The organism is Lacticaseibacillus absianus, from assembly GCF_013407595.1.
Taxonomy (GTDB): Bacteria; Bacillota; Bacilli; order Lactobacillales; family Lactobacillaceae; genus Lacticaseibacillus; species Lacticaseibacillus absianus.
Genome location: NZ_JABEKX010000003.1, coordinates 40,355 through 66,405 on the forward strand (window position 1 = coordinate 40,355; position 26,051 = coordinate 66,405).

24 protein-coding genes and 1 riboswitch are annotated in these 26,051 nt (G+C 61.6%); of the genes, 16 read left to right on the top strand and 8 right to left on the bottom strand.

What is annotated here, in order from left to right:
- Positions 1 to 7 precede the first annotated feature (7 nt).
- The 5 genes from thiE to HII33_RS10865 form a co-directional block, all read right to left on the bottom strand.
- The gene (thiE, locus tag HII33_RS10845) at positions 8 to 637 is read right to left on the bottom strand and encodes a thiamine phosphate synthase (protein WP_179395828.1); all 630 of its coding nucleotides are present in this window, start codon (positions 635 to 637) and stop codon (positions 8 to 10) included.
- On the bottom strand, positions 621 to 1,790 hold the full coding sequence (gene cytX, locus HII33_RS10850) for a putative hydroxymethylpyrimidine transporter CytX (RefSeq protein ID WP_179395829.1): 1,170 nt from the start codon (positions 1,788 to 1,790) through the stop codon (positions 621 to 623). Before cytX ends, thiE begins: the two co-directional genes overlap by 17 nt.
- Entirely contained in the window at positions 1,771 to 2,604 is an 834-nt protein-coding gene (thiD, locus tag HII33_RS10855; protein WP_179395830.1) for a bifunctional hydroxymethylpyrimidine kinase/phosphomethylpyrimidine kinase, read from the bottom strand. The genes cytX and thiD overlap by 20 nt, the downstream gene beginning before the upstream one ends.
- Positions 2,597 to 3,400, bottom strand: coding sequence for a hydroxyethylthiazole kinase (thiM, locus tag HII33_RS10860; RefSeq protein WP_179395831.1), 804 nt, complete (start codon positions 3,398 to 3,400; stop codon positions 2,597 to 2,599). Before thiM ends, thiD begins: the two co-directional genes overlap by 8 nt.
- Before the next feature lie 64 nt (positions 3,401 to 3,464).
- Positions 3,465 to 3,571: riboswitch (TPP riboswitch) on the bottom strand.
- A 66-nt stretch (positions 3,572 to 3,637) separates the two neighbouring features.
- A complete protein-coding gene (locus tag HII33_RS10865; RefSeq protein ID WP_179395832.1) occupies positions 3,638 to 6,730 on the bottom strand; it encodes an alpha-mannosidase in 3,093 nt (1,030 codons plus the stop codon).
- 303 nt (positions 6,731 to 7,033) lie between these two features.
- Here HII33_RS10865 and proB point away from each other — a divergent pair, with 303 nt between their 5' ends.
- From proB to HII33_RS10890, 5 genes are all read left to right on the top strand, one after another.
- Positions 7,034 to 7,849: a glutamate 5-kinase gene (gene proB / locus HII33_RS10870; RefSeq protein ID WP_179395833.1), complete on the top strand. Its 816-nt coding sequence runs from the start codon at positions 7,034 to 7,036 to the stop codon at positions 7,847 to 7,849.
- A gap of 2 nt (positions 7,850 to 7,851) precedes the next feature.
- Positions 7,852 to 9,096 (top strand): glutamate-5-semialdehyde dehydrogenase, encoded by a 1,245-nt coding sequence (locus tag HII33_RS10875; RefSeq protein WP_179395834.1) that lies wholly within the window; start codon positions 7,852 to 7,854, stop codon positions 9,094 to 9,096.
- A 243-nt stretch (positions 9,097 to 9,339) separates the two neighbouring features.
- Entirely contained in the window at positions 9,340 to 9,585 is a 246-nt protein-coding gene (locus HII33_RS10880; RefSeq protein WP_179395835.1) for a hypothetical protein, read from the top strand.
- Positions 9,586 to 9,661: 76 nt separating this feature from the next.
- Positions 9,662 to 9,904: a hypothetical protein gene (locus tag HII33_RS10885; RefSeq protein WP_179395836.1), complete on the top strand. Its 243-nt coding sequence runs from the start codon at positions 9,662 to 9,664 to the stop codon at positions 9,902 to 9,904.
- Between the two features lie 135 nt (positions 9,905 to 10,039).
- A complete protein-coding gene (locus tag HII33_RS10890) occupies positions 10,040 to 10,279 on the top strand; it encodes a CsbD family protein (RefSeq protein ID WP_179395837.1) in 240 nt (79 codons plus the stop codon).
- Between the two features lie 45 nt (positions 10,280 to 10,324).
- Here the strand turns inward: HII33_RS10890 and HII33_RS10895 are convergent, their stop codons facing one another.
- Entirely contained in the window at positions 10,325 to 11,116 is a 792-nt protein-coding gene (locus HII33_RS10895; protein WP_179395838.1) for a homoserine kinase, read from the bottom strand.
- Between the two features lie 108 nt (positions 11,117 to 11,224).
- Here HII33_RS10895 and HII33_RS10900 point away from each other — a divergent pair, with 108 nt between their 5' ends.
- Complete coding sequence (locus tag HII33_RS10900; protein ID WP_179395839.1) at positions 11,225 to 11,911, top strand: 2,3-bisphosphoglycerate-dependent phosphoglycerate mutase; 687 nt, start codon at positions 11,225 to 11,227, stop codon at positions 11,909 to 11,911.
- A 77-nt stretch (positions 11,912 to 11,988) separates the two neighbouring features.
- On the opposite strand, the gene HII33_RS10905 is transcribed toward HII33_RS10900, so the two are convergent.
- Together HII33_RS10905 and HII33_RS10910 are read right to left on the bottom strand one after the other, a co-directional pair.
- Positions 11,989 to 13,329 (bottom strand): C1 family peptidase, encoded by a 1,341-nt coding sequence (locus tag HII33_RS10905; protein ID WP_179395840.1) that lies wholly within the window; start codon positions 13,327 to 13,329, stop codon positions 11,989 to 11,991.
- Positions 13,330 to 13,504: 175 nt separating this feature from the next.
- Positions 13,505 to 13,792: a GNAT family N-acetyltransferase gene (locus tag HII33_RS10910; RefSeq protein WP_179395841.1), complete on the bottom strand. Its 288-nt coding sequence runs from the start codon at positions 13,790 to 13,792 to the stop codon at positions 13,505 to 13,507.
- Positions 13,793 to 13,915: 123 nt separating this feature from the next.
- Between HII33_RS10910 and HII33_RS10915 the strand changes: the two genes are divergently transcribed.
- The 10 genes from HII33_RS10915 to HII33_RS10960 all read left to right on the top strand — a co-directional run bounded on the left by HII33_RS10915 (position 13,916) and on the right by HII33_RS10960 (position 25,724).
- Entirely contained in the window at positions 13,916 to 14,455 is a 540-nt protein-coding gene (locus tag HII33_RS10915) for a dCTP deaminase/dUTPase family protein (RefSeq protein WP_179395842.1), read from the top strand.
- Between the two features lie 18 nt (positions 14,456 to 14,473).
- Positions 14,474 to 15,841, top strand: coding sequence for a DNA repair protein RadA (gene radA, locus HII33_RS10920; protein ID WP_179395843.1), 1,368 nt, complete (start codon positions 14,474 to 14,476; stop codon positions 15,839 to 15,841).
- Between the two features lie 28 nt (positions 15,842 to 15,869).
- Positions 15,870 to 17,024 carry a PIN/TRAM domain-containing protein gene (locus HII33_RS10925; RefSeq protein WP_179395844.1) on the top strand — a complete coding sequence of 385 codons (1,155 nt, stop codon included), beginning with the start codon at positions 15,870 to 15,872 and terminating at the stop codon, positions 17,022 to 17,024.
- A 303-nt stretch (positions 17,025 to 17,327) separates the two neighbouring features.
- Positions 17,328 to 18,818, top strand: a complete 1,491-nt coding sequence (gene gltX / locus HII33_RS10930; RefSeq protein WP_179395845.1) for a glutamate--tRNA ligase — start codon at positions 17,328 to 17,330, stop codon at positions 18,816 to 18,818.
- 401 nt (positions 18,819 to 19,219) lie between these two features.
- On the top strand, positions 19,220 to 20,491 hold the full coding sequence (locus tag HII33_RS10935; RefSeq protein WP_179395846.1) for an APC family permease: 1,272 nt from the start codon (positions 19,220 to 19,222) through the stop codon (positions 20,489 to 20,491).
- A 69-nt stretch (positions 20,492 to 20,560) separates the two neighbouring features.
- Complete coding sequence (gene recQ, locus HII33_RS10940) at positions 20,561 to 22,339, top strand: DNA helicase RecQ (RefSeq protein WP_179395847.1); 1,779 nt, start codon at positions 20,561 to 20,563, stop codon at positions 22,337 to 22,339.
- A 162-nt stretch (positions 22,340 to 22,501) separates the two neighbouring features.
- A complete protein-coding gene (gene cysS / locus HII33_RS10945) occupies positions 22,502 to 23,908 on the top strand; it encodes a cysteine--tRNA ligase (RefSeq protein ID WP_179395848.1) in 1,407 nt (468 codons plus the stop codon).
- Positions 23,901 to 24,311, top strand: coding sequence for a Mini-ribonuclease 3 (locus HII33_RS10950; protein ID WP_179395849.1), 411 nt, complete (start codon positions 23,901 to 23,903; stop codon positions 24,309 to 24,311). Before cysS ends, HII33_RS10950 begins: the two co-directional genes overlap by 8 nt.
- A complete protein-coding gene (gene rlmB / locus HII33_RS10955; protein WP_179395850.1) occupies positions 24,298 to 25,188 on the top strand; it encodes a 23S rRNA (guanosine(2251)-2'-O)-methyltransferase RlmB in 891 nt (296 codons plus the stop codon). The genes HII33_RS10950 and rlmB overlap by 14 nt, the downstream gene beginning before the upstream one ends.
- Positions 25,188 to 25,724 (top strand): NYN domain-containing protein, encoded by a 537-nt coding sequence (locus HII33_RS10960; protein ID WP_179395851.1) that lies wholly within the window; start codon positions 25,188 to 25,190, stop codon positions 25,722 to 25,724. The genes rlmB and HII33_RS10960 overlap by 1 nt, the downstream gene beginning before the upstream one ends.
- Positions 25,725 to 26,051: the final 327 nt, after the last annotated feature.

Sequence of the window (26,051 nt, forward strand, 5' to 3'; positions counted from 1 at the left end):
TTGAGCGTCACAGGGCGCCGAGCTGGCGGCGCAGCGCCTGGGCGCTGGCGGTGATGTCTGGCGCCGCGAACAGGGCGGACACCACGGCGACCCCAGCGAGCCCGCTGCCGGTGAGCTGGGGTAAGGTCAGCGCGTCGATCCCCCCGATCGCAACGACCGGGATGTGGACTGCCTGGGTGATCGCCCGCAACGTGGCGAGTGGGACGTCGACGGCGTCGGCTTTGGTGCTGGTCGGGAACACGGCGCCGACGCCGAGGTAATCCGCACCGGCCGCCTCCGCGGCCAACGCGGTCTCAACGGTTTGCGCCGAGACGCCCAGAAGCTTGCCGGGCTGCCATTGTGCCCGGACAGTGCCAGCGGCCAGGTCGCTTTGGCCGACGTGGAGCCCGTCTGCGTCCACGGCTTGGGCCACAGTCAGGTCGTCGTTGATCAAAAGCGGGACGGCGTAGCGCGCGCACAAGGATTTGAGCGCCCTGGCTTCTGCGATAAAGGTGGCGCGATCGAGGTGTTTTTCCCGCAGCTGGACCATGGTCACCCCGCCTTGTAGCGCAGCTTCGACGCAGTCCACCAGTCGGCGGCCATTCAGCCACGCACGGTCAGTGACGGCATACAGGGTCAGGTCATCGCGAAGGGTCATGCAGAGGCTCCTTTCTGAACCGGGTGCAGAGCCCGGTCGCGGCGGCAACGATCAAGACCACCGGCAAGGTACTACCAAGCGGTGTGGCGATCGTTAGCAGGTAGCGGTAGACGGCGACGCCCACGCCCCACAGCAGCAGGTTCGGCCAGTCCCAGGCCTGATGTGTCTCGCGGTGGCCGATCAGGGTGTCCACGATCTGGATCACGGCCATCGGGACGAACACGGCGGAGATCCAGTAAAGGAAGTCTTCATAAGCGCTCAGCGGCACGAAGCAGGCAATCAGGGTGCCGAGTACGGTCACAGTGAGGGCTTGGATACGCGGGGACCAGCGTGCCCACAAGGTGTGCCCGCTGACGCCAGCGGAGTAGACGTCAAGGAAGGTGGTCGTGATCGTCGCGAGGATCACGACGATCAAAGCAGCGACCCCGAGCCCAAAGTGATGCATCAGTGCGGCGATATTGGCCTGACCCGTCAGGACAGCGCCGAACAGGCCGATCGCATACATCCAGCAGCTGGTCAGATTGTAGACGAGCACGCTCCAACCGGTCGTGGCGACTGGGTGCTGGGCAGTGCTGGTGTAGTCGCTGATCAGGGGGAGCCAGGACAGTGGCATGGCGATCGCGAGCTCTAAGGCGGCGCCGAAGCTCAGCGTGCCACTGACTGTGACCGTGGGATCAGACGCCATCAGGATCCGCACGCTGAGGAACACACAGGCGACCAACAGCGCCAGCATCGCGACTTGATTGAGCGGCCCGAGGTCTTTGAGCCCGATCGCAAGCCAGATCACGGTGATCCCGCCGATCACCACGGCCCATAGTTGCAGGGACAGTGGCCAGAAGAGCTGACAGGCTTGGGCGCCGGTGATCACCATGACGGCGGTCCAGCCCAGCAGTTGCAGGACGTTCAACCCGGCGAACCAGTTGCCACCGCGGCGGCCGAAGGTCAGGCGCGCAGCCGCCATGGCGGGTTGGCGCGTCCGGGCGCCGATCAGCCCGCAACCGAGCATCAGGAGCCCGCCGATCAGGTGGCCCAGGCCGATCGCCAGGAGCCCCTTTGTGAGGCCGAGCGGGGCGAACAAGGTGCCCGAAAGCATTTCGGCCAAGGAGATCGCGGCTCCGAACCAGAGCAGCAGATTATCGCGCAGACGTGTCATCGTGCGCCTCCCCGTAGGCCCAGTGATTCAGCGGGCCGTGCCCGTGGCCGACGACGATCCCGTCGCGGATCGCGGCTTCGACGTACGCTTTGCCGGTCCGGATCGCGTCGGCCATCCCGGCGCCTTTGGCGAGTTCGGCCGTGATGCAGGCGGAGAGCGTGTCGCCGGTCCCGTGCGTGCGCACGGTGTCGACGCGAGGCGCGCGCAGCCAGAAGTGCTCGCCATTGGCTAGGAGGACAAAATCACTGGCTTCCGGCTGGTCACTCAGGTGTCCACCCTTGATGATCACGTTTTGCGCACCGAGCTGTTGAAAGAAGCCGGCGGCCTCGCGCATGTCCGCAGCAGTCGTGATCGCCTGGCCGGTGAGTTTTTCGGCTTCTGGCAGGTTCGGGGTCACGAGTGCCGCCAGCGGGATCAGCTCCTGGGCGACGACCGTGACCGCGGCTTCACTGAGGAGCGCCGCCCCACCCTTAGCCACCATCACGGGGTCGACGGTCAGTGGGCCGAAATCGTAACGCTTCAAGTTGCGCACCACGGCGTGTACGGTCGGGACATCCGCCAGCATCCCCGTTTTGCAGGCGCGGATCGCCAGATCCTGGGCCAGTGACGCGAACTGGGCGTCGATCATGGCCGGTGGCAGCGCCATCGCGTCTTGCACCCCGAGGGTGTTCTGCGCTGTGATCGCGACCAAGACGGTGGCGGCAAAGACGTGGCGCGCCGTGATCGTCTTCAGGTCCGCCTGCATCCCGGCGCCGCCACCGCTATCGGAGCCGGCGATGGACAGTGCTTGAGGGTACTGTTGCAGCTCAGGCATGGCGCGCCTCCTCGTAGCGCGTGCTGGTGTGTAGGTCGATCGGGTCAAGCTGCGCCAGCCCATCGAGTAAGCGCGTTGCGAATGTGCCGGGCTGCAGTGGGGTCAGGTCGCTGGCTGCCCGTTCGCCGGTCACGCCGAGTGTGGCACAGGCCGTCACGGCTGCATCAAAAGGATCGGTCGTCGTGCCCAGGTAGGCGCCGATCAGACTGGAGAGCAGGTCGCCGGAACCGACGACGGCGGGGAGCAACGGCGTCTCGTTGTAGACGGCCGCACTGGCCGAGCCGTCGCTGATGTGATCCACCGCGCCGCTGATCACCGTGACGCAGTGGTACTGGGCCGCGCAAGTCGCGGCCAGTGCGGCGGGCTCGTCGCTCAACGTGCCGGCGTCGATCCCCTTAGCTGTCGCGGCGGCCCCGATCAGAGCCGCGACCTCACTGGCGTTGCCGCGGATCACTGTGATCGGAAAATCGGCCAAAAGGCGCTTGGCCGACCCCAGACGGTAAGCCGTTGCCCCGGCGGCGACGGGGTCGAGGACGATCGGCCGGTGGTGCGCAGCCGCGGCAGTCGCCAGGGCGGTGACAAGTGGCTGGTCCGCCGCGTTGATCGTCCCAAGGTTGATCACTAGGGCATCCGCAACGCGCATCAGCGCGTCTGCTTCCTCGGGGGCACTGGTCATGATCGGCGACGCCCCGAGCGCGTTCAAGCCGTTGGCGACGAATCCCGGCGTGACGAAGTTCGCGTAGTTGACGACCAGCGGCCGCTTGGTCCGTAGGGTGGCAAGCAATTCTGGTTCCATGTGAGAAGACCTCTTTTCTTGAGTGTGCGGGACAAAAAAGGTGCCCGCAAAAAAGCCTCGGGCACCATGGTGGACGACACTTTCCTGCGCAAGTCTGAACTTACAGGTTCAAAGGGATCGCGATGATCGATCGCATCTCAGCCGCTGATGGCGACACCCCTAGTGTAGACGTATTCAGTTAAGACCCCATCATCATACCACATGCCGCTTGCGGGTGGGGGCGCAACGTGTTGGCACCTACAGCGTGAAGGCGACCGTCACGATCTGGTAAGGGGCAACGGTGAGCGATACTTGGCTGGGGTCAGGGAGCGCGGTGAGCGGCGTCTCATCGAGGCGGACTAGCGAAGCGGCGGTCGGGCCAAACTGCGGGGTGACCGTGACGGTCTGCGTGGCCCCGGTGAAGTCGTGCAGGCGTAAGATCACCGCCCGCTGGTCTTTGCTCAGCTTGATCGCGTCGACCGTAACGCCGGTCGCGTCGCGTAGCTTGAACAACGCCGGAAGCGGATCGGCAGTGCGGGTGACCGTCAGCGGCGCGTTCAGCTGTAGGGCGGCCTGCTCGACTCCGCCGGTCTGGGCGGTGCCGGCGTGCGGGAACAGACTGTAAGTGAAGGCGTGTACCCCTTGATCCGCGTCAGGATCAGGGTAGACACCGGCTTTGATCAGTGAGAGCGACAGACTGTGATCGCTGGCCGCGTAACCGTACTTGCAATCATTCAGCAGCGCGACGCCGTAGTCAGGCTGAGAGAGGTCGGCCCACTTATGGCCGACGACCTCGAACTTCGCGGTATCCCAGGAGGTGTTGCGGGCAAGCGTGCGCCGCACATTGCCGTACTGGATATCGTAAGTCGCGTAGTCCGTCTGCACATCGAGGTCAAAGGCGGTCCGGAGCAACAGCTCGTGCTCGTGCCAGTCGGCCTCGGTGACGAAGTTGAGGCGCCGCGAGTCATCCGCCACGACGAGCCGCTGGGTGATCGTGGACTGGTGGAAGTGGTAATCGCTGGTGATGATGGTCGTTGGGCCTTGGCGCGTTGCGGTCACACGGGTCGCCGTCAGCGGGCGTGACTTGGCCACATAGTCCTCGTCGAGGTTCCAGTTGTCAAAATTCATCGGGCGATCTTCGTAGATCGTCAGACGATTGCCAAGCCCGCCCGGCGTCAGGACCTCGCGCTGATGGTCACGGTCGAAGAGTCGGGTGAGCTGGCCGGCGTCGTTCCAGGTCAACGCGTAGTGCGGCGTGGTCAGCTGGTGGGTCGTGAGCGCGACCGGCGTTGGTTCGGTGGCTGGCGTGAAGGTCAGCTGGGTGCTGGCCAGCGGGGCCAGCGGCAGGCGCAAGTGGACCTGCTCGCCCACGCGCCAAGTGGTCGCTGCGGTCCCGTCGGGCAGGGTGTACGTGCCCGGTCGCGGGGCCGTCAGCGTCAGCTCGCCTTGAGCCAGCGTGGCGTTCGGGTTCGTCACGGTCAGCGGCGCGTCAGGCTGGTCAGCGCGCAGCGCGGCGATCCCGGCGTGCATCGTCTGGAGGTCTGCGTGGACATCCGTGTAGACTTCACCGATCGATGATCCCGGTAAGACGTCGTGGAACTGCGTTTTGAGCAGAGTCTGCCACAGCTGGTTCACCGCGGCCTGGGGGTACGGCTGATGGGCGAAGACGTGGCGAGTGGTCAACAGGAGCTCCAAGCTGGCTAAGGCGAATTCGAGCTGGCGGTTCGCCCGCTTAACGAAGGCCTGCGAGGTGTAGGTCCCGCGGTGGTACTCGAGGTATAATTCGCCGGTCCAAGTCGGGTACGCTTCGCCAGTCGCCGCGACTTGGTGCCGCAGCGCAGTGAAAAAATCATCGACGCGCGTGTTGGCGATGTGCGGCATCCCGGGTAGCTCATCGATCACCGCGATGTTTTGGATCATCTCGCGGGTCGGGCCGCCCCCGCCGTCGCCGAACCCATACGGCATCAGCAGGTGGTTGTTGAGCTGCTTGTCACGATAGGCCCGGTAGGTCTGTAACACGACGCGCGGGGTGATCTCACCGTTATAGGTGTACTTGAACATCTCGGCCTTGCTGTAGTCGTAGACGACCTCGGTGGTGGTCAGGAAGTAGGTGAGCACCTCAGATCCATCCAGCCCGCGCCAGACGAAGGTGTCGTGCGGTGCGCGGTTGGTGTCGTTCCAGGAGATCTTCGAGGTGACGAAGTCGTGGATCCCGAACCCTTGCATGATCTGGGGCAAGGCGGCAGAGTAGCCGAAGACATCGGGGAGCCACAGCACGGTCTGCTTGGCGTTGAAGTGCGCCTTGAAGTAGGCGGTGCCCAGCAGGAACTGACGCGTCAGGGATTCCCCGCTGGGCAAGTTGGTGTCCGGCTCGACCCACGTCGCCCCATCGGCTTCCCACCGTCCGGCCGCAGCCTGGGCCTTGATCTCGGCGAACATCTCAGGCTCGCGTTGCGCGATGAACTGGTGAACCTGCGGGGTGGAGTAGAAGAACTTGAAGGCGGGAAACTCCCGCATCAGTTGAAGTGCCGTGGCAAAGGAGCGCGTGGCTTTTTCGGCCGTGTGACGATAGCGCCATAACCACGCGACGTCGATGTGCGTCTGACCGATCGCGGCAACGTCGAAGCCCAGCTTCTGGCCGGCGTGGGCGGCGCTGAAGGCGTGAATATCAGCCAAGGCTGCGTCGGCGTGGGCGGTCAGTGCCAATAGGTCATCAGTCGCCCAGAAGAAGCGCGCGAAGCAGTTACGGACCAAGCGCACGTAGTCGTACTTGAGCGGATCGTTGTCTGAGAGTTCGGGGATCAAGTCAATGATGTTCCAGAGGTAGGTGTACGCCGTGCGCAATGAGGCGTGCTCGGGGCCGATCGTGGCGCGCTTGAGCTGGAAGTGCTGCGTGCGTTTCGGGCACCCGCCTTCGAGCCCGGACCACATGCAGATGCTGACGGTCAACGGGGCGGGGACGTCTTGGGGGGTCAAAAACAGCGACTCGTGGTTCGAGTCCACCGCCTGTCGTGGCCGGTCGCCAAAGTAGACCAGCCCTTCGAACCCATCGTTGTTGCCGTCACCGGTGCGCCCGAGGTCCAGCGTGACCACTGTGTTCGCCTGAAGCGCGGGCAGGTCGAATTGTAGCCAGTAGTAAGCGTCACGGCCGTGCCAGCGCGTGCCGATCGTCGCTGGCTGCCAGTCGGCGTCGCGGGGGACACCGCGGTGATCGTCGCGGGGGTCAGGCGCCAGCCGCAGGCCAGATAAGGGGTGGTGGTCTTGAGTGATCGCCGCGTGAAGCAACGCGAGCTGTTGGTTGGCCTTGCGGACGTTGAAGACCGTGCTAGAATCGTTTCCCTGGTAAGGCATGAAGTCCTCCTAAAGGTGGTTTTCACCAAATTATAGGCGTCTTCTCATCCTGGTACAATGACAGGTCTTGACAAATTGTGCAACGTTCCCTATACTGCAATCAATTACCTATGGTCATAGTAGCGCCTGACAGAGAGCGGCAAGCATGCTGAGATTGCCGTCACGTGCGCGAATCCGAGCCACAGTAGAACCCAGTTGAATCTCAGCACACAAAAGCGTGAAGCGTTGCTTCAAACGAGGATGGTACCGCCCGGATCGGGTGTCTCGGTTGAAGTGGCGCTTTTTGGCTTCAAAGGAGCAACTATGCAACGGATCATCACCCCTTGCCGCCGGATCGTGGTCAAGATCGGGACGAGCAGTCTTATTCATGCGAACGGGAAGGTCAACCTGCAGACGATCGACCGCCTCGCCTATGTGCTGGCGGCGCTGACGAATCAGGGCCAAGAGGTCGTGCTGGTCACCAGCGGCGCGATCGGTGTCGGGCTCGACCGGATGAAGTTGACCACCCGACCGCAGGCGATCGCCCAGCAACAGGCATTGGCGGCGATCGGCCAAAGCGAGCTGATGCGGCTGTACGCGCAGCGCTTCGCGGATTACGACGCGCAGGCCGCCCAGCTGCTCCTGACGCACGACGTCTTCGAGTTCCCGGGGAGCCGGCAGCACGTGCTGGACACCATCGATGCGTTGCTGGCGGCCAAAGTGATCCCGGTGATCAACGAGAACGACTCGGTCGCGACCGATGAGCTCGACCACCGGACGACCTTTGGTGACAACGACCAGCTGTCAGCGCTGGTCGCCACACGGATCGATGCGGACTTGCTGATCGTGCTGTCGGACATCGATGGGCTGTACTCGGCGGACCCGCGCAAGGATCCCAGCGCGCACCTGATCCCGGTACTGACGCAATTGTCAGATCAAGTGCTGGCCGGGGCCAGCGGGACTGGCAGCCGGTTCGGGACCGGCGGGATGGTGACGAAGCTCAAGGCTGCGGCGACGATGATGGCGGCCGGTAAGCAGATGGTCCTGTGCAGCGGGGCGGACCCGCGCGTGCTCCTGAAGGTCGTCGCCGGCGCACCGATCGGAACATGGTTCGGCCCAGAACGGGCCAAGGAGGGATAACGATGATCGATCTCAATCAGATGGGTGCAGCCGCTAAGACGGCCGCCAAGCAACTGGCCGGGCTCTCCACTGCGGCCAAAGATCAGGCACTGGACGCGATCGCGACGGCGCTAGAAGCCAACGTCGAGGCGCTACTGGCCGCCAATGCGGCGGATCTGGCCGGGGCCGCCGCCAGCCCGGCCAAGTTTCGCGACCGACTGCGGTTGACGCCGGCGCGCATTGCCGACATGGCCGCCGGCGTCCGGGCCGTGGCGGCGCTGCCGGACCCGACCGCGGTGACCGAGGCTGGCTGGCGGAATCACGCGGGCTTGTGGATCGAGCCGCGCCGGGTCCCGCTCGGCGTGATCGGGATCATCTACGAGGCGCGGCCGAATGTGACCGTTGACGCGGCCGCGCTCACGCTCAAGAGTGGCAATGCTGTGATCCTGCGTGGTGGCAAGGAGGCGCTGCACAGCAATCAGGCACTGGCGGCGGTGATCCAGGCCGCGCTTGCGGCCACCGGGGTCGACGCGGCCGCCGTGCAGCTCGTGGCGGATCCGAGTCACGCACTGGCCAATGAGATGATGCACCTCAATCGCTACATTGACGTGTTGATCCCGCGTGGTGGAGCGAAGCTGATCCAAACGGTCGTCCAGACGGCGACGGTGCCGGTGATCGAGACTGGCGCGGGCAACTGTCACGTCTACGTCGACGCGACTGCGGACCTCGAGATGGCGACCCGGATCGTTGTCAACGCCAAGGTCCAGCGGCCCAGTGTCTGCAACGCAGCGGAAAAGCTACTGGTCCATGCCGCGGTCGCCGAGCAGGCCGTACCGGCCTTAGCGGCGGCCCTCACCGCACACGGCGTTGAACTACGTGGGGATGCGCGCGCCTGCGCACTGGTGCCAAGTCTGCACCCTGCAACGGCAGAAGACTGGGACACGGAGTACAACGACTTGATCATGGCCGTCAAGGTCGTCGATTCGCTGGACGACGCAATCACCCACATCAACGCGCACAACACGCAACACTCCGAGTCAATCGTGACCAACGACTACGCGGCCAGCGAGCAGTTCCTGCAGCAGATCGACGCGGCCTGTGTCTATGTCAATGCGTCGACACGCTTCACCGATGGCAACGAGTTTGGGTTCGGCGCTGAGATCGGCATCAGCACCCAGAAGCTCCACGCACGTGGGCCGATGGGCCTTGCGCAGCTGACGACGATCAAGTACGCGATCCGCGGTGACGGCCAGATCCGCGAAGCATAAGACTGGGGGTGGATGACCGTAAGGTCGTTCACCCCCTTTTGGGTCTGGCCATGACGCACTGGTCTAGGTGCTGGCATCGACGGGCCGGACCTTGTCGCCACCGCGGCTGAACGACTGATCTCTGAACGAACGCCCGGACTGGATTCGATAACGGGCGTTTTTGATATATTAATTTTTAATTATATACACAATAATAATCAGTCTGGTATACTGGAGAAAATATCAATTTGGGAGGGCTTTCACATGAGCGAGATCAGACCAGGAGCAGTCGTGAAGTGTCGGCCGAACGGCAACATGGAACACCCCTTCATCGGGGTCATCGAGAAGTGTTACGAGAATTCGGCGCTGGTGACCATCGATGAGTTCGACCCAGCGGACCGGATGAACGCGCGCGAGTTGTTGTACCGAACGATCATCAGTAACCGGGCGATCAAGGTCTTGACACCAAGTCAGACGACGGTCGTCGATGCGATGTCGGACGTCGGGTGAGCGGCGCCTTCGCGTTTTTGTGGTATAATGGCCTGTACTGACGAAGCCACTTGGCAGAACGAAGGAGGGACCCTGTATGGCCCAAGAGATCACGATCGGCAGTCAGGTCGACGTCAAGAAGAATGCGAACGTGCCGCTGTCGTTCACGGGGACGATCGAGAAGCTCTACGCGAACGCCGCGTTGCTGTCGATCGACACCTACGACACCGCCGATGCAGAGATCGTCGAGGATCTGAAGCATAAGACGGTCATCAACTACAAGAACATGAAGCAAAACGGGAAAGCGGTCCAGCCGCCGAAGCCTGAAGACACGAAATAGACCGGTGCGCCGGTCTTTTTTGATCGCCAGCGCTATGCAGACCGTGTCCGCGTTGCGCCGCACGGCGAGCACATTGCTGGTCTCGTCGCGTGCCGTTCCGGTAGACTGAAAGTAGACCGGAAAGGAGGGAACCCGATGGCAGACTTTGACGCAATGAAGGACAAGGTGATCGGCAAGGTGAAAGAGACCGCCGGCAAACTGACCGATAACGAACAGCTTGAAGCCAAAGGCAAGGCGGAACAGTTGAAGGGCGAGGCGAAGGATAAAGCAGCGGACCTGAAGAAGAAGGCCGAAAAGAAAGTCGAGCACGCGACCGACGATATGGCCAAGCGCTTCAACAACGCCGTGGACGCTAAGCGCGACGACGAGGTGTGAGTCGTTGACCACGAAAAAAGACCGCAGAGCGGTCTTTTTTCGTGGTCAACGGGCGATGTGTACGGCGCGATCGCTCAAAGCCAGTGGCGTGACCCGGCCAGCTTTGAGCCGGTCGCGGAGCTTGGGGATGAAATCGCGCAGTGTGGCCGGGGCGAGGCAAATCAGCGCAGGCCCGTTGCCTGACGCAAAACAGGTGATCCCACCCGTCGCCTGAACGCCCCGGGCGATCATCTCGGCGTGCGGGTAGTAGCTGGCGCTGACTTGTGCGCTGAGCGGGAAGTGGGTCCGCAACCAGGCGCTGTCATGCGCGTGCAACGCGCCGACTAACGCGGCCAGGTCTGGCGGCGTCGCGGTCAGGTCGGTCGGGACCGCGGGCGCGACGAGCTGATCGGGTAAGTAGACGGCCCCTTGCAGGTCGCTGGGGCCGTGAAGCAAGGCGGTCGTGCGGTTGTGGCCTGTCAACACGACCGCGATCGCGTGGCGATTCGGCTCGAAGAACGCGACGCGGTCCATCCGAGCCGCCAGCGACAGGGGCTGGGCGCCAAGCGTCTCCGCCAGCGTCACCCCTGCGACGGTGGCCGCAAGCGAACTCCCGAGGCCCTGACCGCATGGTAATGTGCTGTGGACCGCTAAGCGGTGGGGCATCAGGGCTGGCGCGACGGACTGGGCGACCGCCACGATCAGGTTGCTCTGGTCGTGGGGCAACGTCGGATCATCGTGCGTGACCGTCCACTCGAAGGACTCCGGGCCAACGGTGACGGTCAGCCCGCGGTCGATCGTCAAGGCGAGTTGTGGTTGCAGTTTTGATGTGACGGTCCCAGGCACCCAGATCTTCATCGCGCGTTCCTCCATAAGATGAGATGTTACCTAGTATATCTAATCATCCTCTCATTTTCAACATTTTCGTGAAAATGGTATACTGACAGGGAGATACAGGAGGTCACGATGGTCAAATTAGTTCTGTTGCGGCACGGGCAAAGTGCGGCGAACTTCTCGAATACCTATACGGGCTGGTCGGATGTCGAGCTGACCGCCACTGGCGTTGCACAGGCGGAAGCTGCGGGTGCGGCGCTGCGGACAGCGGGCCTGACGTTCGGTCACGTCCACACGTCGGTGCTACAGCGCGCGATCAAGACCGCTTACATCGTGCAGGACGCACTGGGCCAGAACTGGCTACCGATCACCAAGAGCTGGCGGCTGAACGAGCGGCACTACGGCGCGCTACGGGGGCTGAACAAGGCGCTGACGCGTGAGCTGTTCGGTGTGGCACAGGTCGCCCAGTGGCGGCGCAGCTACACCGCGCATCCGCCATTGCTGGTGCGACCGAGCCGCTCTCGGCGGTACCACGCCTTTCCGGCCAGCATCGTCCCGCGGGGTGAAAGCCTAGCCGAGGCGACGGTGCGGTTGATCCCGTACTGGACGGACGACTTAGCGCCGCGGCTGCTGGCCGGGGCCGATCAGCTGGTCGTGGCGCACGGGTCGACGTTGCGTGCACTGATCAAGTACTTGGAGGCGATCCCGGACGACCAGATCGATGCCGTCGAGGTCGCCAACGCCCAGCCGATCGTCTATACGCTGGATGACCAGTTGCGTATTCTGGACAAGCAGGTCTTGGCATCCGGCGACGCATGAGAGCACCAAAAAAAGACCGCTCAGCGGTCTTTTTTTGGTGCTCTCAACGCAGGAGCTAAGCCCCCGTGTGCAGCAGATTAAGCCAGTGCGCCCATCGGATCCCATGGATTCAGGACTGTCGGGTTGTCGGTCTCGGCTTTGATCACGTCCTGCAGGTCTTGTGGCAGGTACTTCTTGTTGATCACGACCTGGTAGACGAAGTTGTCGAACCAGTCGTCGGACGCAACGAAGTAGCCTTTTTCGCCGACCTTATCGCCCCAGGAGTTCTCGACCTTCCACTTCGTCGGCTTGCCGTCGACGAGGTCGACACCGGTCAGGACCATCGCGTGGGTCATCAGGGATTCGCCGTAATCGAGGCGATCCGCCTTGGTCATGTCGAAGCTAGTGTTGAACAGCGCGTTCTTATCGTAGATCTTGGTGTCCATGATCCCGATCTGGCGGTCAGAGGACTGGCCGACATCGGAGCCGAACCAGACGCTTTCGCCAGCGGCGAGCTGCTTGATCGCCAACTGCTTGAAGGTGTCGATGTCGAGGTTCAGGTGGCGCACTTCGCGACCGCCGATGACGTTGCCGAGCATCTCCACGGTGTACAGGTGGTTGTATGGCTTGTCTGCAGTCGGGGCGTTGATGATGGACTGCGTGGCCGCCAGATCCCAGCCGATGTACTTGTCGTAGAAGGTTTTCGGCGTTAGATCGCGGTCGATGTGGTAGTTCTTGTCATCGTCGCGGTATTCGAAGTCGAACTTGGTCGGCGGGTTGCCCAGTGTGTAGGCGAGGATCCGGTAGTCTTCAGACAGGAACTGGTCCTTGGCCGCCTGGAGGTCTTCAGCGGAGGCCCCGTCTGCGACGAGCTTGCGCAGTGAGACGGCGTCCTTGCGCAGCTTGAGGTTCAAGACGGTGTTCATCTCGCTGGACTTGCTGGAGCTGTAGGTTTCTGGCATGACGGACTTCGGCACGATGCCGTACTTATCGATCAACGCCGTCAGCATGTCCCACTGACCGCCATCGCCCTGGGGGTTGGCCATCAGCCAAGCCACCTTGCGGGAGTCGATGGCTTCCGTGGCCGTCTTGATGACGTTTTCGTAGAAGTAGTTAGACTTTTCGAACTTATCCCAGAAGAAGGTGTAGTTCTGGGACAGCTCGAAGTCCTTGAGCTTGAACTGGTGTTGAATGCTGTGGCGCATGGTGTTCAGCGCGGCGAACATCCAGCAACGGCCGGATTGCTTCTGGTTGGCGACTGAGCCGGTCTCCAAGTCGATGGAGAAGGTCTGGGTCATCGCTACCTTGCTGTCTTGGTTCTCGCTGGCGGCGAGCACGCCAGTGTTCATGACCGCCTTTTGGATCACGGCACTGGCTGGGGTGTTCTCCAGGTCAGCTTGGAACTGGGACAGGTCAGCAGCTGTAATTGCTTGAGACATCGCGTTCACTCCTTTGATTAAAAAACGATGATATCTTTTCAGACTTCCACATTCTAGCATACTTGGCCACGACAAAAAAGCCGCGGTGCGCAATTGCACCGCACCTGCTGGCCGCTTTTGACCGCAAGTGCCAGGCGTGGCCCCGCGACCCAGTTAGCCCCGTCAGAAGGGGGCGTCAGTCCTTGGTCGGGCGCAACACGTCGGCGTATTCCGGCTTGGTGTCGAACTCGTGGCGCGCGAAGCTGCACAGCGGTTCGATGGTCCAGCCGTTGGCGCGCGCCTCGTCGACGACTGCCCGTACGAGCTTGCCGGCAATGCCTTGGCCGCGCAGCACTGGATCGACGAAGGTGTGGTCGATGACGACGGCTGCCCCGTCGTCGATCGGTTGGTAGGTGACCTCGGCGATCAGCTTGCCGGTGTCGTCTTGCATGAAGTAGCGTCCTGTCTCGTGTTCAAATGCCATCGTGAAGCCCTCCCGTGTGCGTGTTAACTAAATAGTAACAATATAATTTAGTTCGTGCAAGAAACCGCTTGCAGTCGGCACGGCGTGGTATCATTGACTGCAAACTGATACTGGAGGAACACTATGCCAACCCGAGGATTCGAGATCGTCTCTGCGTACCGTGACCAGGGGCTGCACCTGCCGGAACGCCAGACCAAAAACGCGGCGGGATACGATTTTTTTGCCCGCGAGGATTTTGTCCTGAAGAGCATCTGGCGCTATGACTTCATCCGCCTGTTCCGGCTGATCAAAAACGAGCATCCGTTGACAGAGCAGGACTTCAAGCGCGCGACGAAGAGCCTGAAGCCCCTGCTGGTTCCGACCGGGATCAAAGCGTACATGCAACCCAACGAGGTCTTGATCCTGGCCAACCGCTCTAGCAACCCGCTGAAGCGCGGACTGGTGATCCCCAACGGTATCGGGGTGATCGATGCGGACTACTACGACAATCCGGCCAACGAAGGCGAAATCTTCATTCAGATGGTGAACTGGAGCCCCCGCGACGTCGTGATCACCAAGGGTGAGCGCATCGGTCAGGGCATCTTCATGCCGTACCTGCTGGCCGACGGTGATGCTAGCCGCGGGGCGACGCGCACCGGCGGCTTCGGCTCCACGCAATATTAGACGGAAAGGCGGCGCATCATGGCCAAACCCAAAACACAATATGTCTGCCAAAATTGCGGCTACATCTCCGCTGGCTACCTCGGCCGGTGTCCGAACTGCGGGACGTGGAACTCGCTTGTCGAAGAGACGGTCGCGACTGGCCCGAAGCCGGCGCCGCGCACCACGACCGCCGGAACGAAGATCCAGCCGCAGCGGCTCGATCAGGTCAGCATCACCAAGGAGGAACGGGTGACGACCGAGCTCGGGGAGCTCAACCGGGTGCTGGGCGGTGGGGTCGTGCCCGGCTCGCTGATCCTGATCGGTGGGGACCCTGGGATCGGGAAGTCGACGCTGTTGCTGCAAGTCTCTGGCTACCTCGCCCGCACGGGGGGTAAGGTGCTCTACGTATCGGGGGAAGAAAGCGCCAGTCAGATCAAGATGCGTGCTAGCCGCCTGGGTGTCGAGGATTCGGGGATGTACCTGTACCCGGAGACAGATATGCCGAGCATCAAGCAGGCGATCAGCGACATGGCGCCACAGTACGTCGTGATCGACTCCGTTCAGACGATGAACGTGCCCGACATGAACGCTGCGGTCGGCTCGGTGTCCCAGATCCGTGAGGTGACGGCCGAGCTGATGAAGATCGCCAAGACCGAGCAGATCACGATCTTCATCGTCGGTCACGTGACGAAGGAAGGTGCGATTGCGGGGCCGAAGATCCTGGAACACATGGTGGATACCGTCTTGTACTTTGAAGGTGACATGCACCATACCTACCGGATGCTGCGCTCGGTCAAGAACCGCTTCGGCTCGACCAACGAGATCGGCATCTTCGAGATGCATGAATCCGGCTTGACGGAGGTCGCGAACCCCAGCGAGCTGTTCCTCGATGAGCGGTTGGAAGGCGCGACCGGGTCGGCGGTGGTCGTCTCGATGGAAGGCACGCGGCCGATCCTGGTCGAGATCCAGGCGCTGTTGACGCCGACGATGTACGGTAACGCGAAGCGGACGAGCTCAGGCGTCGACCACAACAAGGTCAGCTTGATCATCGCCGTCTTAGAGAAGCGGGCGAACTTGATGTTGCAGAACCAAGACGCCTACCTCAAGGCCACGGGCGGTGTGCGGCTGGTCGAGCCGGCGATCGACCTGGCCATGGCGATGGCCCTGGCCAGCTCGTATCGAGACGTCGGGATCGCTGCGACGGATTGCTTCGTCGGCGAGCTTGGCCTGACCGGCGAGGTTCGCCGGGTCAACCGGATCGAGGACCGGATCCGCGAGGCGGCGAAGCTCGGGTTCAAGCGCATTTTTGTGCCGAAGAATAACCTGCAAGGCTTCACGGCCCGTGATAAAATTGAAGTGATCGGCGTCGCAAGCGTCGCCGAGGCGCTGCACAAAGTCTTTGACTAGGCGCAGTCCTGATTGAAAGGAGGAAACAATGAAAAAACGTGTGATCTCACTGATCTTTGCATTCGTTGGTATCGGCTTTGGGATAGGGATCTTGCCTAACCTGTGGGAGCTTGTCGGGTTCACGACCCAATCCTGGCTCAACAACCCGATCGTCAACGGGCTGATCGGTGCCCTGATCTTCCTGATGCTCGCTGAACTCTCGGCGGGCTGGATCATCCGGGAACTCAAGCAAATTGAAACTTATCTGAGCAAGCAATCACCGAGCTTCCTGCTGTTTGGGAGCTTGGGGACGATCATTGGCCTGGTGTTAGCTGCCATTATTTCGATCCCTGTCTATAATTTTCCCGGGCCATGGGGAACGGTTATCCCGATCATCTTGATGATCTTGTTCGGCTACTTGGGCCTGCGTGTCGGGACGACCCGCCGCGATGAGTGGCGCAAGTTGTTCAATGCCCGGAATAAGAAACCCGAGGCGGACAGCCCGGATATTTTGACGCGCAAGGCAGGTGAGAACTACCGCCAGTACAAGCTACTGGACACCAGCGTGATCATCGATGGGCGCGTTCAGGCCATCGCCAAGATCGGCTTTCTCGAAGGGACGCTGCTGGTGCCGACTTTCGTCGTGCATGAGTTGCAGCTGATCTCTGACTCCGCGGATGCGCTCAAGCGCGGCCGGGGCCGGCGCGGGCTGGATATCATCAACCAGATGAAGGCCGACTCGGATATCAACGTCGAGATGTACGACGGGGACTTCGAGGACATGACCGAAGTCGACAGCAAACTCCTGCGGCTCGCGAAGATGCTCGACGGGGTCGTGATCACGAACGATTACAACCTCAATAAGGTCGCGCAGTTCCAAAACGTGCCGGTGCTCAACATCAACGCGCTGGCCAATGCCTTGAAGCCGGACTTGATCCCTGGGGAAAGCCTGACCGTCACGGTGATCAAATCCGGGACCGAGCGGCAGCAGGGGGTCGCGTACCTCGAAGACGGCACGATGGTGGTGGTCGAAGACGGCCAGTACTACATCAACAAGCCGCTCGATGTCGTGGTCACCAGCGCGATCCAGACCGCTGCGGGCCGCATGATCTTTGCCAAACCCGCACACCAGCAGAAGTCTCTGCGCGAAAAGACTGAAGATGCACCGGCCAAGTCGCCGACCAAGAAGTCGCCTAAGCGCTGACCGGCAGGAGCTGAGCCGTCAAGCGGTTTTAGCCCAGAGTATACACGGTGGCCCCGTAAAAACCCCGAACTTAGGGTTGATACGGGGCCACGCGTATACGGCTCGGGCATCGCTTGATGGCTTGTACTATTCTGAAATAGTCGTGCATCTATTGTGAGTCGTTGATGGTGTCTCGACCTCTGCGCGCCGCGGGGTTGGCCGGGCGGGGGTCGGGCCGCGGGTTTGCATGAAAGGGCGCAACGCGCGGGGCTTTTGTGGTACACTAGCAATGCATTGTTTAACTTAAAATGGAGGCGTAATGCATTGGCAGATCGACCAATTCGGGTGCGCTATGCACCAAGTCCGACTGGGCACCTACACATCGGGAACGCACGGACGGCACTATTCAACTACCTTTTTGCACGGCACAACAACGGGACCATGGTGCTTCGGATCGAAGATACGGACACCAAGCGGAACATTGCGGACGGCGAAAAGAGTCAGATCGAGAACCTGCACTGGCTGGGGATCGACTGGGATGAAGGCCCGGATGTCGGCGGCGACTTCGGCCCGTACCGTCAGTCCGAACGCAAGGACATCTACTTGAGGTACATTGACCAGCTCGTGGCGGAAGGTAAGGCTTACGAGTCTTACAAGACCGAAGAAGAGCTGCAGGCGGACCGCGAAGCCCAGCAGGCGAACCACGAGATGCCGCACTATGTCTACGAGTACGAAGGTCTGAGTGAAGCGGACAAGCAGGCGAAGATCGCCGAAGCCAAGGCCAAGGGGCTGACCCCGGTCATTCGCTTCCACATTCCGGCAGACAAGACTTACGCGTGGAACGATATCGTCAAGGGCGACATCTCTATCGATGGCAACACCATCGGCGGTGATTTTGTCATCATGAAGCGCGACGGTATGCCGACGTACAACTTCGCCGTTGTCATCGACGACCACCTGATGCAGATCAGCCACGTGCTGCGCGGGGATGACCATATCGCGAACACCCCGAAGCAGATGGCGATCTACGACGCACTCGGTTGGGACGCTCCGGTATTCGGTCACATGACGCTGATCATCAACGGCGCAACGGGCAAGAAGCTCTCCAAGCGCGATGAGTCCGTTCTGCAGTTCATCGAGCAGTACCGCGAACTCGGCTACCTGCCGAACGCAATGTTCAACTTCATCACGTTGCTCGGCTGGTCGCCGAAGGGTGAAGATGAGATCTTTACCAAAAAGGAGTTCATCAAGCTCTTCGATGAGCACCGCCTGAGCAAGTCCCCGGCGCGTTTCGACCAGAAGAAACTCGAATGGGTCAACAACCAGTACGTCAAGAAGACCGACAGCTCCGAGCTGTCCGCCTTGGCGCTGGCTAACCTGATCGAGGCCGGGCGCATCGCCAAGGATCCGAAGCCGGAGACCATCGAGTGGGCCCGGCAGATGACGAGTCTCTACATCCCGCAGATGAGCTACACCGCACAGATCACCGAGATGTCCGAGATCTTCTTCGACGAGCGGCCGACGCTGACGGAAGACGAGCTGAAGGAATTGGCGGACGACAATGCGTTGCCAGTGATCCAAGCGGTCAGCGCGAAGTTACACGCGCTGGACACCTTCGCCGCCTACTTCATCAACCAGGCCGTCAACGACGTGCGGCTGGAATCTGGCGTCAAGGGCCGCAAGCTCTACATGCCGATCCGGATCGCGACGACGCGGCACATGCACGGGCCGCAGCTGGCTGAGACGGTTGAGCTGATGGGCCGCGACAAGGTCCTGGCCAATATCGACCAGACCATCGCCGAGATGACCAAATAAGCAACACGAGGGACTGGGCCATAATGTGGGCTTAGCCCAGCGTGTCAGAGCGGCCCTCAGCAACCCGAACTTAGGTTGCTGAGGGCCGCTTTTGTGCGGCTTGCGCTGCCCGTTCGAACGCAGCAAGTGACAGGCAGATTGCGTTAGGATGCCGAACTGCGGCCTTCGTGATCGCCGGACAGAAGCACGGGCGTTGCGTGATGCGCGTCACGTTCTGGCATCGTCGCGCCACCAGCGGTGTGTCACACCCCTTTTTTGGTTGCCAAGGCGGGGACGCGCGGGCATGCGCTTCGCAGCTCGACGACACCAGAGCGGTGCGAGGCGGGCAGCGGCCGGACCGAACCTCGGTTGGGCAATCTCGCTGCGAAATTGGTATGCTGAGGGGGAAAGGGGCTGAGAAGATGGCACAGACGAAGCACACGATGAGTTTTGCTAGCGTGCTCTTGCTGGGGATCAACGGGGTGATCGGCTCGGGGATCTTCCTGCTGCCGGGGACGCTGGTCAAGGATGCCGGTTGGCACAGCGTGACCGCGATCGTCGGCGCGGGCCTTGCGACGACACTGATCGCGCTGTGTTATGCGGTGCTGGCGTCGCGGATCGACGACGACGGCGGGGCTTGGGTCTATGCAGACCGGGCGTTCGGCCCGCTGGCGGGGTTCATGACGGGCTGGTTTAGCTGGTTCTTGGGCGTGATCACGATCGCAGCCGAGCTGGCGGCGTTTTTGACGACGCTGGGCGGGCTGGTCCCGCTGGCCCAGACACGGTGGGGCTACACCGTGATCGCCTTGGTGATCCTTGGGGGCCTGACGGTGGTCAACGGCATGGGTGGTTCGGCGGCCACCGGCTTGGATGACTTCGCCAGTGCGATCAAGGTCGCGCTGCTACTGGCCGTTGTGCTGGTCGGGGGCTGGGCGACCTTACACCTTTGGGGGCCGGTGGCACTGCCGGTACCGACCGGCGGCGGCTTGCGGCCAGCGTTTGTCACCGCGTTTTATATGTTCACCGGCTTCTCCTTCCTGCCGATCGCGGCACAGCAGATGCGGGATCCAGCCCGGACGCTGCCACGCGCCTTGCTGATCGTGATGGTCGTCGTCACGCTCGGGTACGCGCTGGTCCAGACCGTTGTGATCGGGCTGCTCGGGGCGAAGGTCACTGCAACGGCGTTACCAGTTGCGGCGAGCCTGGCAGCGGTGATCGGGCCGGTCGGCCGAACAGTGGTGCTTCTGGGGATGCTGGTCTCGATCCTGGGGGTCGCGATCGCCGTGGCCTTCGATACGCCGATTGCGATGGCGTCTCTGGCGACAGAAAAGCAACTGCTGCCATCGGCATTCGGCCGCACGAACCGCCATGGCGCACCGATCGTCGCGATCTGCCTGACGATGGGCGTCGCCGCAGTGCTCGTGGTGAGCGGAAGTTACCTCTTCTTGGTCAAGCTGATCGTGCTCAGCTCGTTTGCCCAGTACGTGATGACGATCCTGGCGATGTTGAAGCTGCGGCGTGACCCTGCGTTGCCTCAGGGGATGCGCCTACCCGGGGGTTGGCTCATCCCCTTGGTCGCGCTGGGCGTGATCGCCGCGCTGGCGACCAGCTTCAGCCCGCTAACTTGGGCGATCGGCGCCGCGATGGCCGGACTGGGCGGGCTGGTCTACTGGCGTGATCGCCGACAGCGGTGAGCGGGTCAGCGTAATTTACACCGTGGGCCTAAACGCGTAGAATGGATAGATACGAAATGGGGGAGACGCATGGACACGGCACTGGCGATCTTGAAGGACAAATTCGGCTACGATGCATTCCGCCCGGGGCAGGATCAGGCGATCACGCGCGTTCTGGCGGGCGAGAACACCTTGGTGATCATGCCGACCGGTGGCGGGAAGTCACTGTGTTACCAGATCCCGGCGCTGGTCCTCCCGGGGCTGACGGTGGTGGTCTCACCGCTGATCGCCTTGATGAAGGACCAGGTCGATGCGTTGAACGAAAACGGCATCCCGGCCACCTTCATCAACAGCACGATCGGCTACAACGAGGCCGATTACCGGCTGGCAGAGGCGGCGCGCGGCGACGTCAAGTTGCTGTACGTGGCACCTGAGCGCATGGAAATGCCGGAGTTCCAGCGGGCGCTAGCCCAGTTAGACATCAGCTTGCTGGCGGTCGACGAAGCCCACTGCATCTCGCAGTGGGGTCACGATTTTCGCCCGAGTTACCTCGCTTTGGCGCAGGTCGCCGCGGACTTGCCGTCGCATCCGACGGTCGTCGCGCTGACGGCGACCGCCACGGCGCGGGTCGCAGACGACATCTCGCAGCGCCTGGCGATCCCACAGACTGGGCGGATCAACACCGGGTTCGCGCGACCGAATCTCAGCTTCAAGGTGGTCAAGGATCAGGACAAAGACGCCTACCTTCTGGACTACCTGCGGCTGAATCCCGACGCCAGCGGGATCGTCTACTGCGCCACGCGCAAGGAAGTCGAGCGGCTGTACACGCTGTTAGACCGCCAAGACATCGAAGTGGCCAAGTACCACGCGGGGCTGACCGAAGCCCAGCGCTCGGCCAGCCAGGAGGACTTCTTGTTCGACCGCAAACCGGTGATGGTCGCGACCAATGCGTTCGGGATGGGGATCGACAAGAGCAACGTGCGCTTCGTGATCCACGCGCAGGTGCCAGGCGACTTGGAGTCTTACTACCAGGAGGCCGGGCGCGCTGGGCGAGACGGTCTGCCCTCCGAAGCGATCCTGTTGTTCGCGCCGGCCGACTTGCAGATCCGGCGCTTCTTCATCGACCAAAGCGACGGCGATGACGATTACCGCCAAAGCGAGTACCAAAAGCTACAGACGATGAACCAGTACGCCAACACCGGCGATTGCCTTCAGCAGTTCATCCTGCGCTACTTCGGCCAAGCGTCTGAGCCGTGCGGGCGGTGCTCCAACTGCCTAGACGAGCGCGCCAGCATCGACGTCACCGTCGACGCGCAGAAGGTGCTGTCGTGTGTCTACCGGATGCACGAGCGCTTCGGCAAGGGGCTGATCGCCGACGTGCTGGCCGGTGCGAACACGCAGCGCGTGCGCGACATGCACTTCGATGCGCTGAGCACCTATGGGCTGATGCGGCAGATGACCAAAAAAGACATCGGCGGCTTCATCGATTTTCTGACCGCCGGTGGTTACCTCGAGGCGATCGGGGGTCAGTATCCCACGCTCCATGTGACCCAGCTTGGGGCGGCGGTGCTGCGCGGTGAGTCCCCGGTGACGCGCAAGCAAGCCGTGCGCGCGACCCGCACGCAGCCGGTGGACGATGCGCTGTTCCAAACGCTGCGCCAACTGCGGCGTGAGCTGGCCGAGCAGCAAGGGGTGCCGCCGTATGTGATCTTCTCCGATCAGACGCTGCGCGACCTGTGCGCCGTGCAACCGACCAGCGAACTCGAAATGCTGAGCGTTAAGGGGATCGGGCAGGCCAAGTTCGAGAAGTACGGCCAGCGCTTCTTGGCCGCCTTGGCGACCGCACTGGCGGCGCAGGCCGACGAGTAGCTGGCCGAGTGGCCTGACGATGGGGGACCGCGCACTAGAATGTCCGGTGAGACCGCCGGTAGACCCAGGCGCCAACGCCGCCCTCGCCCCCGGGGTTTTGCTTTCATGGTGCGGGTTTTTCGGGTATGATACGAATGAGACTTGCGAAAGGACGGTATGCGTATGCTCCAAATCTATAACACGTTGACGCGCACGAAGGAGGACTTCCATCCGATCACGCCTGGCGAGGTGAAGATGTATGTCTGTGGCCCGACCGTCTACAACTACATCCATATCGGCAACGCCCGCTCCGCCATCGCGTTCGATACGATCCGCCGCTACTTGGAGTACCGCGGGTATAACGTGGATTACGTCTCCAACTTCACGGATGTCGACGATAAGATCATCAACGGCGCTAAGGCGACTGGTGAGGCCCCGCTGGCCTTGGCTCAACGCTTCATCGACGCGTTCATGGCGGACACCGGCAAGCTGAACATCGAACCGGCGACGGCCCACCCGCGCGCGAGCGAGATGATCCCGGAGATCATTGCGTTCATCCAGGTCCTGATCGACAAGGGCTACGCGTACGCGGTGGACGGCGACGTCTACTACCGGGCGCGGAAGTTCAAACACTACGGGGCGCTTGCGAATAAGAACATCGATGAGCTCGAGCAGGGCGCCTCCCAGCACACCGCGACAGCCGAGACCGCGCGCAAGGAGGATCCAATCGATTTTGCCTTGTGGAAAGGGGCTAAGCCGGAAGAGATCAGCTGGCCGTCACCTTGGGGCGCTGGCCGCCCGGGATGGCACATCGAGTGCTCGGTGATGTCGACCACGCTGCTTGGCGCGACGATCGATATTCATGGCGGTGGGCAGGATCTCGAATTCCCACACCACCAAAACGAGATCGCGCAAAGCGAGGCGGCTACCGGGCAGAAGTTCGTCAACTACTGGATGCACAACGGCTTCGTGACCATCGGTGATGACGATGAGAAGATGAGCAAGTCGTTGGGCAACTTCATCACGGTGCACGACATCGTGAAGACCGTCGACCCACAAACGCTTCGCTTCTTGATGGCGTCGACCCAGTACCGCAAGCCGATCCGCTATTCCGAAAGTGGCCTGAAAGAGGCGGCGCGGAACCTCGAGAAGCTACGCATCGCCCGTGACAGCGTGGCCTACCGCCAAGCCACCGCGGCGGCTGGCGGTGATCCGGCGATCACCGCCCAAGTGATGGCCCTGAAGGAGGCGTTCACCACTGCGATGGACGATGACTTCAACGTCCAAAACGGTCTGGCCGCCTTGTACGAGCTGACTAAGCTGATGAACACCTATGCGGCGGCTGAGACGGTCCACGCCGACAGTCTGACGTTGCTGCTGGCGACGCAGGCGGCCTGGCTATTGATCTTCGGCGTCGAGTTCAAGGCGCAGCTGCTGGATGCTGATATCGAAGCGCTGATCCAGCAGCGCAATGCCGCACGGGCGGCGCATGATTTTGCCACCAGCGACGCGATCCGCGACCAGCTGGCAGAAGCCGGGATCGTCTTGGAGGACACCCCGCAAGGCACAAGATGGAGAAAAAATGACTGATTCCAAGCAACTCAACGGCGTGACGCTGGCCTACCTCGGCGACGCCGTCTACGAAGTGTTCATCCGTGAGCACTTGATCCAGCGTGGTATCGTGCGGCCCAATATGCTGCAGCGGGCCGCGAAGGCGTTCGTCTCCGCCAAGGCCCAAGCGGCCCTGATCGCGGGGATGGAAAGCGAAGGGGTGTTGTCCGAAGACGAGTGGGCCACCTTCAAGCGGGGGCGCAACGCCAAGTCGTACACCCATGCGAAGAACACTGATGTGGTTACCTACCGCACCTCGACCGGCTTCGAAGCGCTCTTTGGGGCGCTGAAGCTCGACGGCCAAGACGACCGTGTCGCGGCGTTGGCCGCCTGGTGCATCGCCTATGTTGAGAAAGGGGGCACCGGTCATGGCCAAGCCTGAGTCAAAGTTCAACCCGCGCGGCGCTAAGCCTGCGCGACCAAGCGCGAAGCCGGCCCGCACCGGTCGGGCGAGCCGGCCGGCCGCGCGGCCACAAGGCGCAGACAAGTACCGTGATCGTCCAGCCGATGCGGCGCATGAAGACGAGTTCGTCTTCGGGCGCCACGCCGTCGCCGAGGCGCTCAAGGAAGGGTCCAACAAGACGATCAACAAGCTGTTCGTCCAGACCGGGCTGAACTCCGATCCGATCCACGAACTGGTGCAAAAAGCCCAGAAGGCCAAGATCCTCGTCAGCACGGTCCCGAAGACCAAGCTCGACCTCTTGACCGACGGCGGGAACCACCAAGGCGTGATGGTCGCGATGGCCCCGTACGCTTACGCGACGATCGATGCACTGTTCGCGCATGCAGCGGGGGCCGGGCACGCCCCGTTGTTCTTGATCCTCGATAACTTAGAGGATCCTCACAACCTGGGCTCGATCATGCGTACCGCCGATGCGGTCGGCGTCGATGGGATCATTATCCCGAAGCATCGCGCGGTGGGCTTGACCAGTACCGTTGCGAAGATCTCGACTGGGGCCATCGAACACGTCCCGGTCGCTCGCGTGACGAACCTTGCCGCCACCATCAAGCAACTCAAAGACCGCGGGATGTGGATTTACGGGACCGCGATGGATGGCCAGGATTTTCGCCAGTGGGACGCCAGCGGCAGTGTTGCCCTGGTGATCGGGAACGAAGGTAAGGGCATCTCGCCGGGGGTTGCCAAGCTGATGGACGCGACGCTCACGATCCCGATGGTCGGCCACGTGCAGAGCCTGAATGCCAGCGTCGCGGCGGGGATCTTGATGTATCAAGCCTTCACTGTGCGCGGAGGCCACTGATGAGGCGGCATCTGCTGATCGTGGACGGTTACAATGTGATCGGGAACTGGCCGGCGCTTGCTAAGCTCAAGGCTGATGGGCACTTCGATGCGGCGCGCGACCAGCTCTTGGATGAGCTGGCGGAGTACCGCAGTCATGAGAACGCGAACATTGTCGTGGTGTTCGACGCCATGTATGTGCCTGGTATCGGCCAGCGCTACGATAAGTGGGACTTGAAGATCGTCTTCACGCAAGAAGACCAGACCGCGGATTCCTACATCGAAAAACTGGCGAACGACCTCAACAGCCCGCTAGTGCAACTGACGGTGGTCACCTCGGATCAGGCCGAGCAGTGGACCGTGTTCTCACGCGGCGCCTTGCGGATCTCCTCGCGCGATTTTCTGCGCGAGGTCCAGCGGTCGCATGTGGAGTTCACGAAGTCCACCGACCCCTTCATCATGCGAGAGAACCGGCGCAATGTGCCTTGGCGCACGGATCAGCTTTTGCAGCTTGAAAAGATGCGGCGCCGGATGGAACAGCCCCCGCATTCGCGATAACATACCCTGTGAACCAACTGCTGAGCAGTTGGTTCTTTTTTTGTGGTCAAAATGCACGTTTTTCGAATGATATTTTGAACCATCGTTGTCTGTCCGCTCCTTTGAAGGGTGATTGGCGGACCGAAGCGAGACAGAATACGTATAAATGGGGTTTTTTAGGGTCGTCGACCGAATGTTAACTTAATTATCAAAATTAAAAACATATTATATTGATTAATGATTTAAAATTGGTTTTTGGCTCGAAAAAGCTACTTTTTGGCGTTAACAGAAACAAAACTGGCGAAGAATTCTTACAAAAGATGAAGTGGATAGGAAAATTATCCTGAT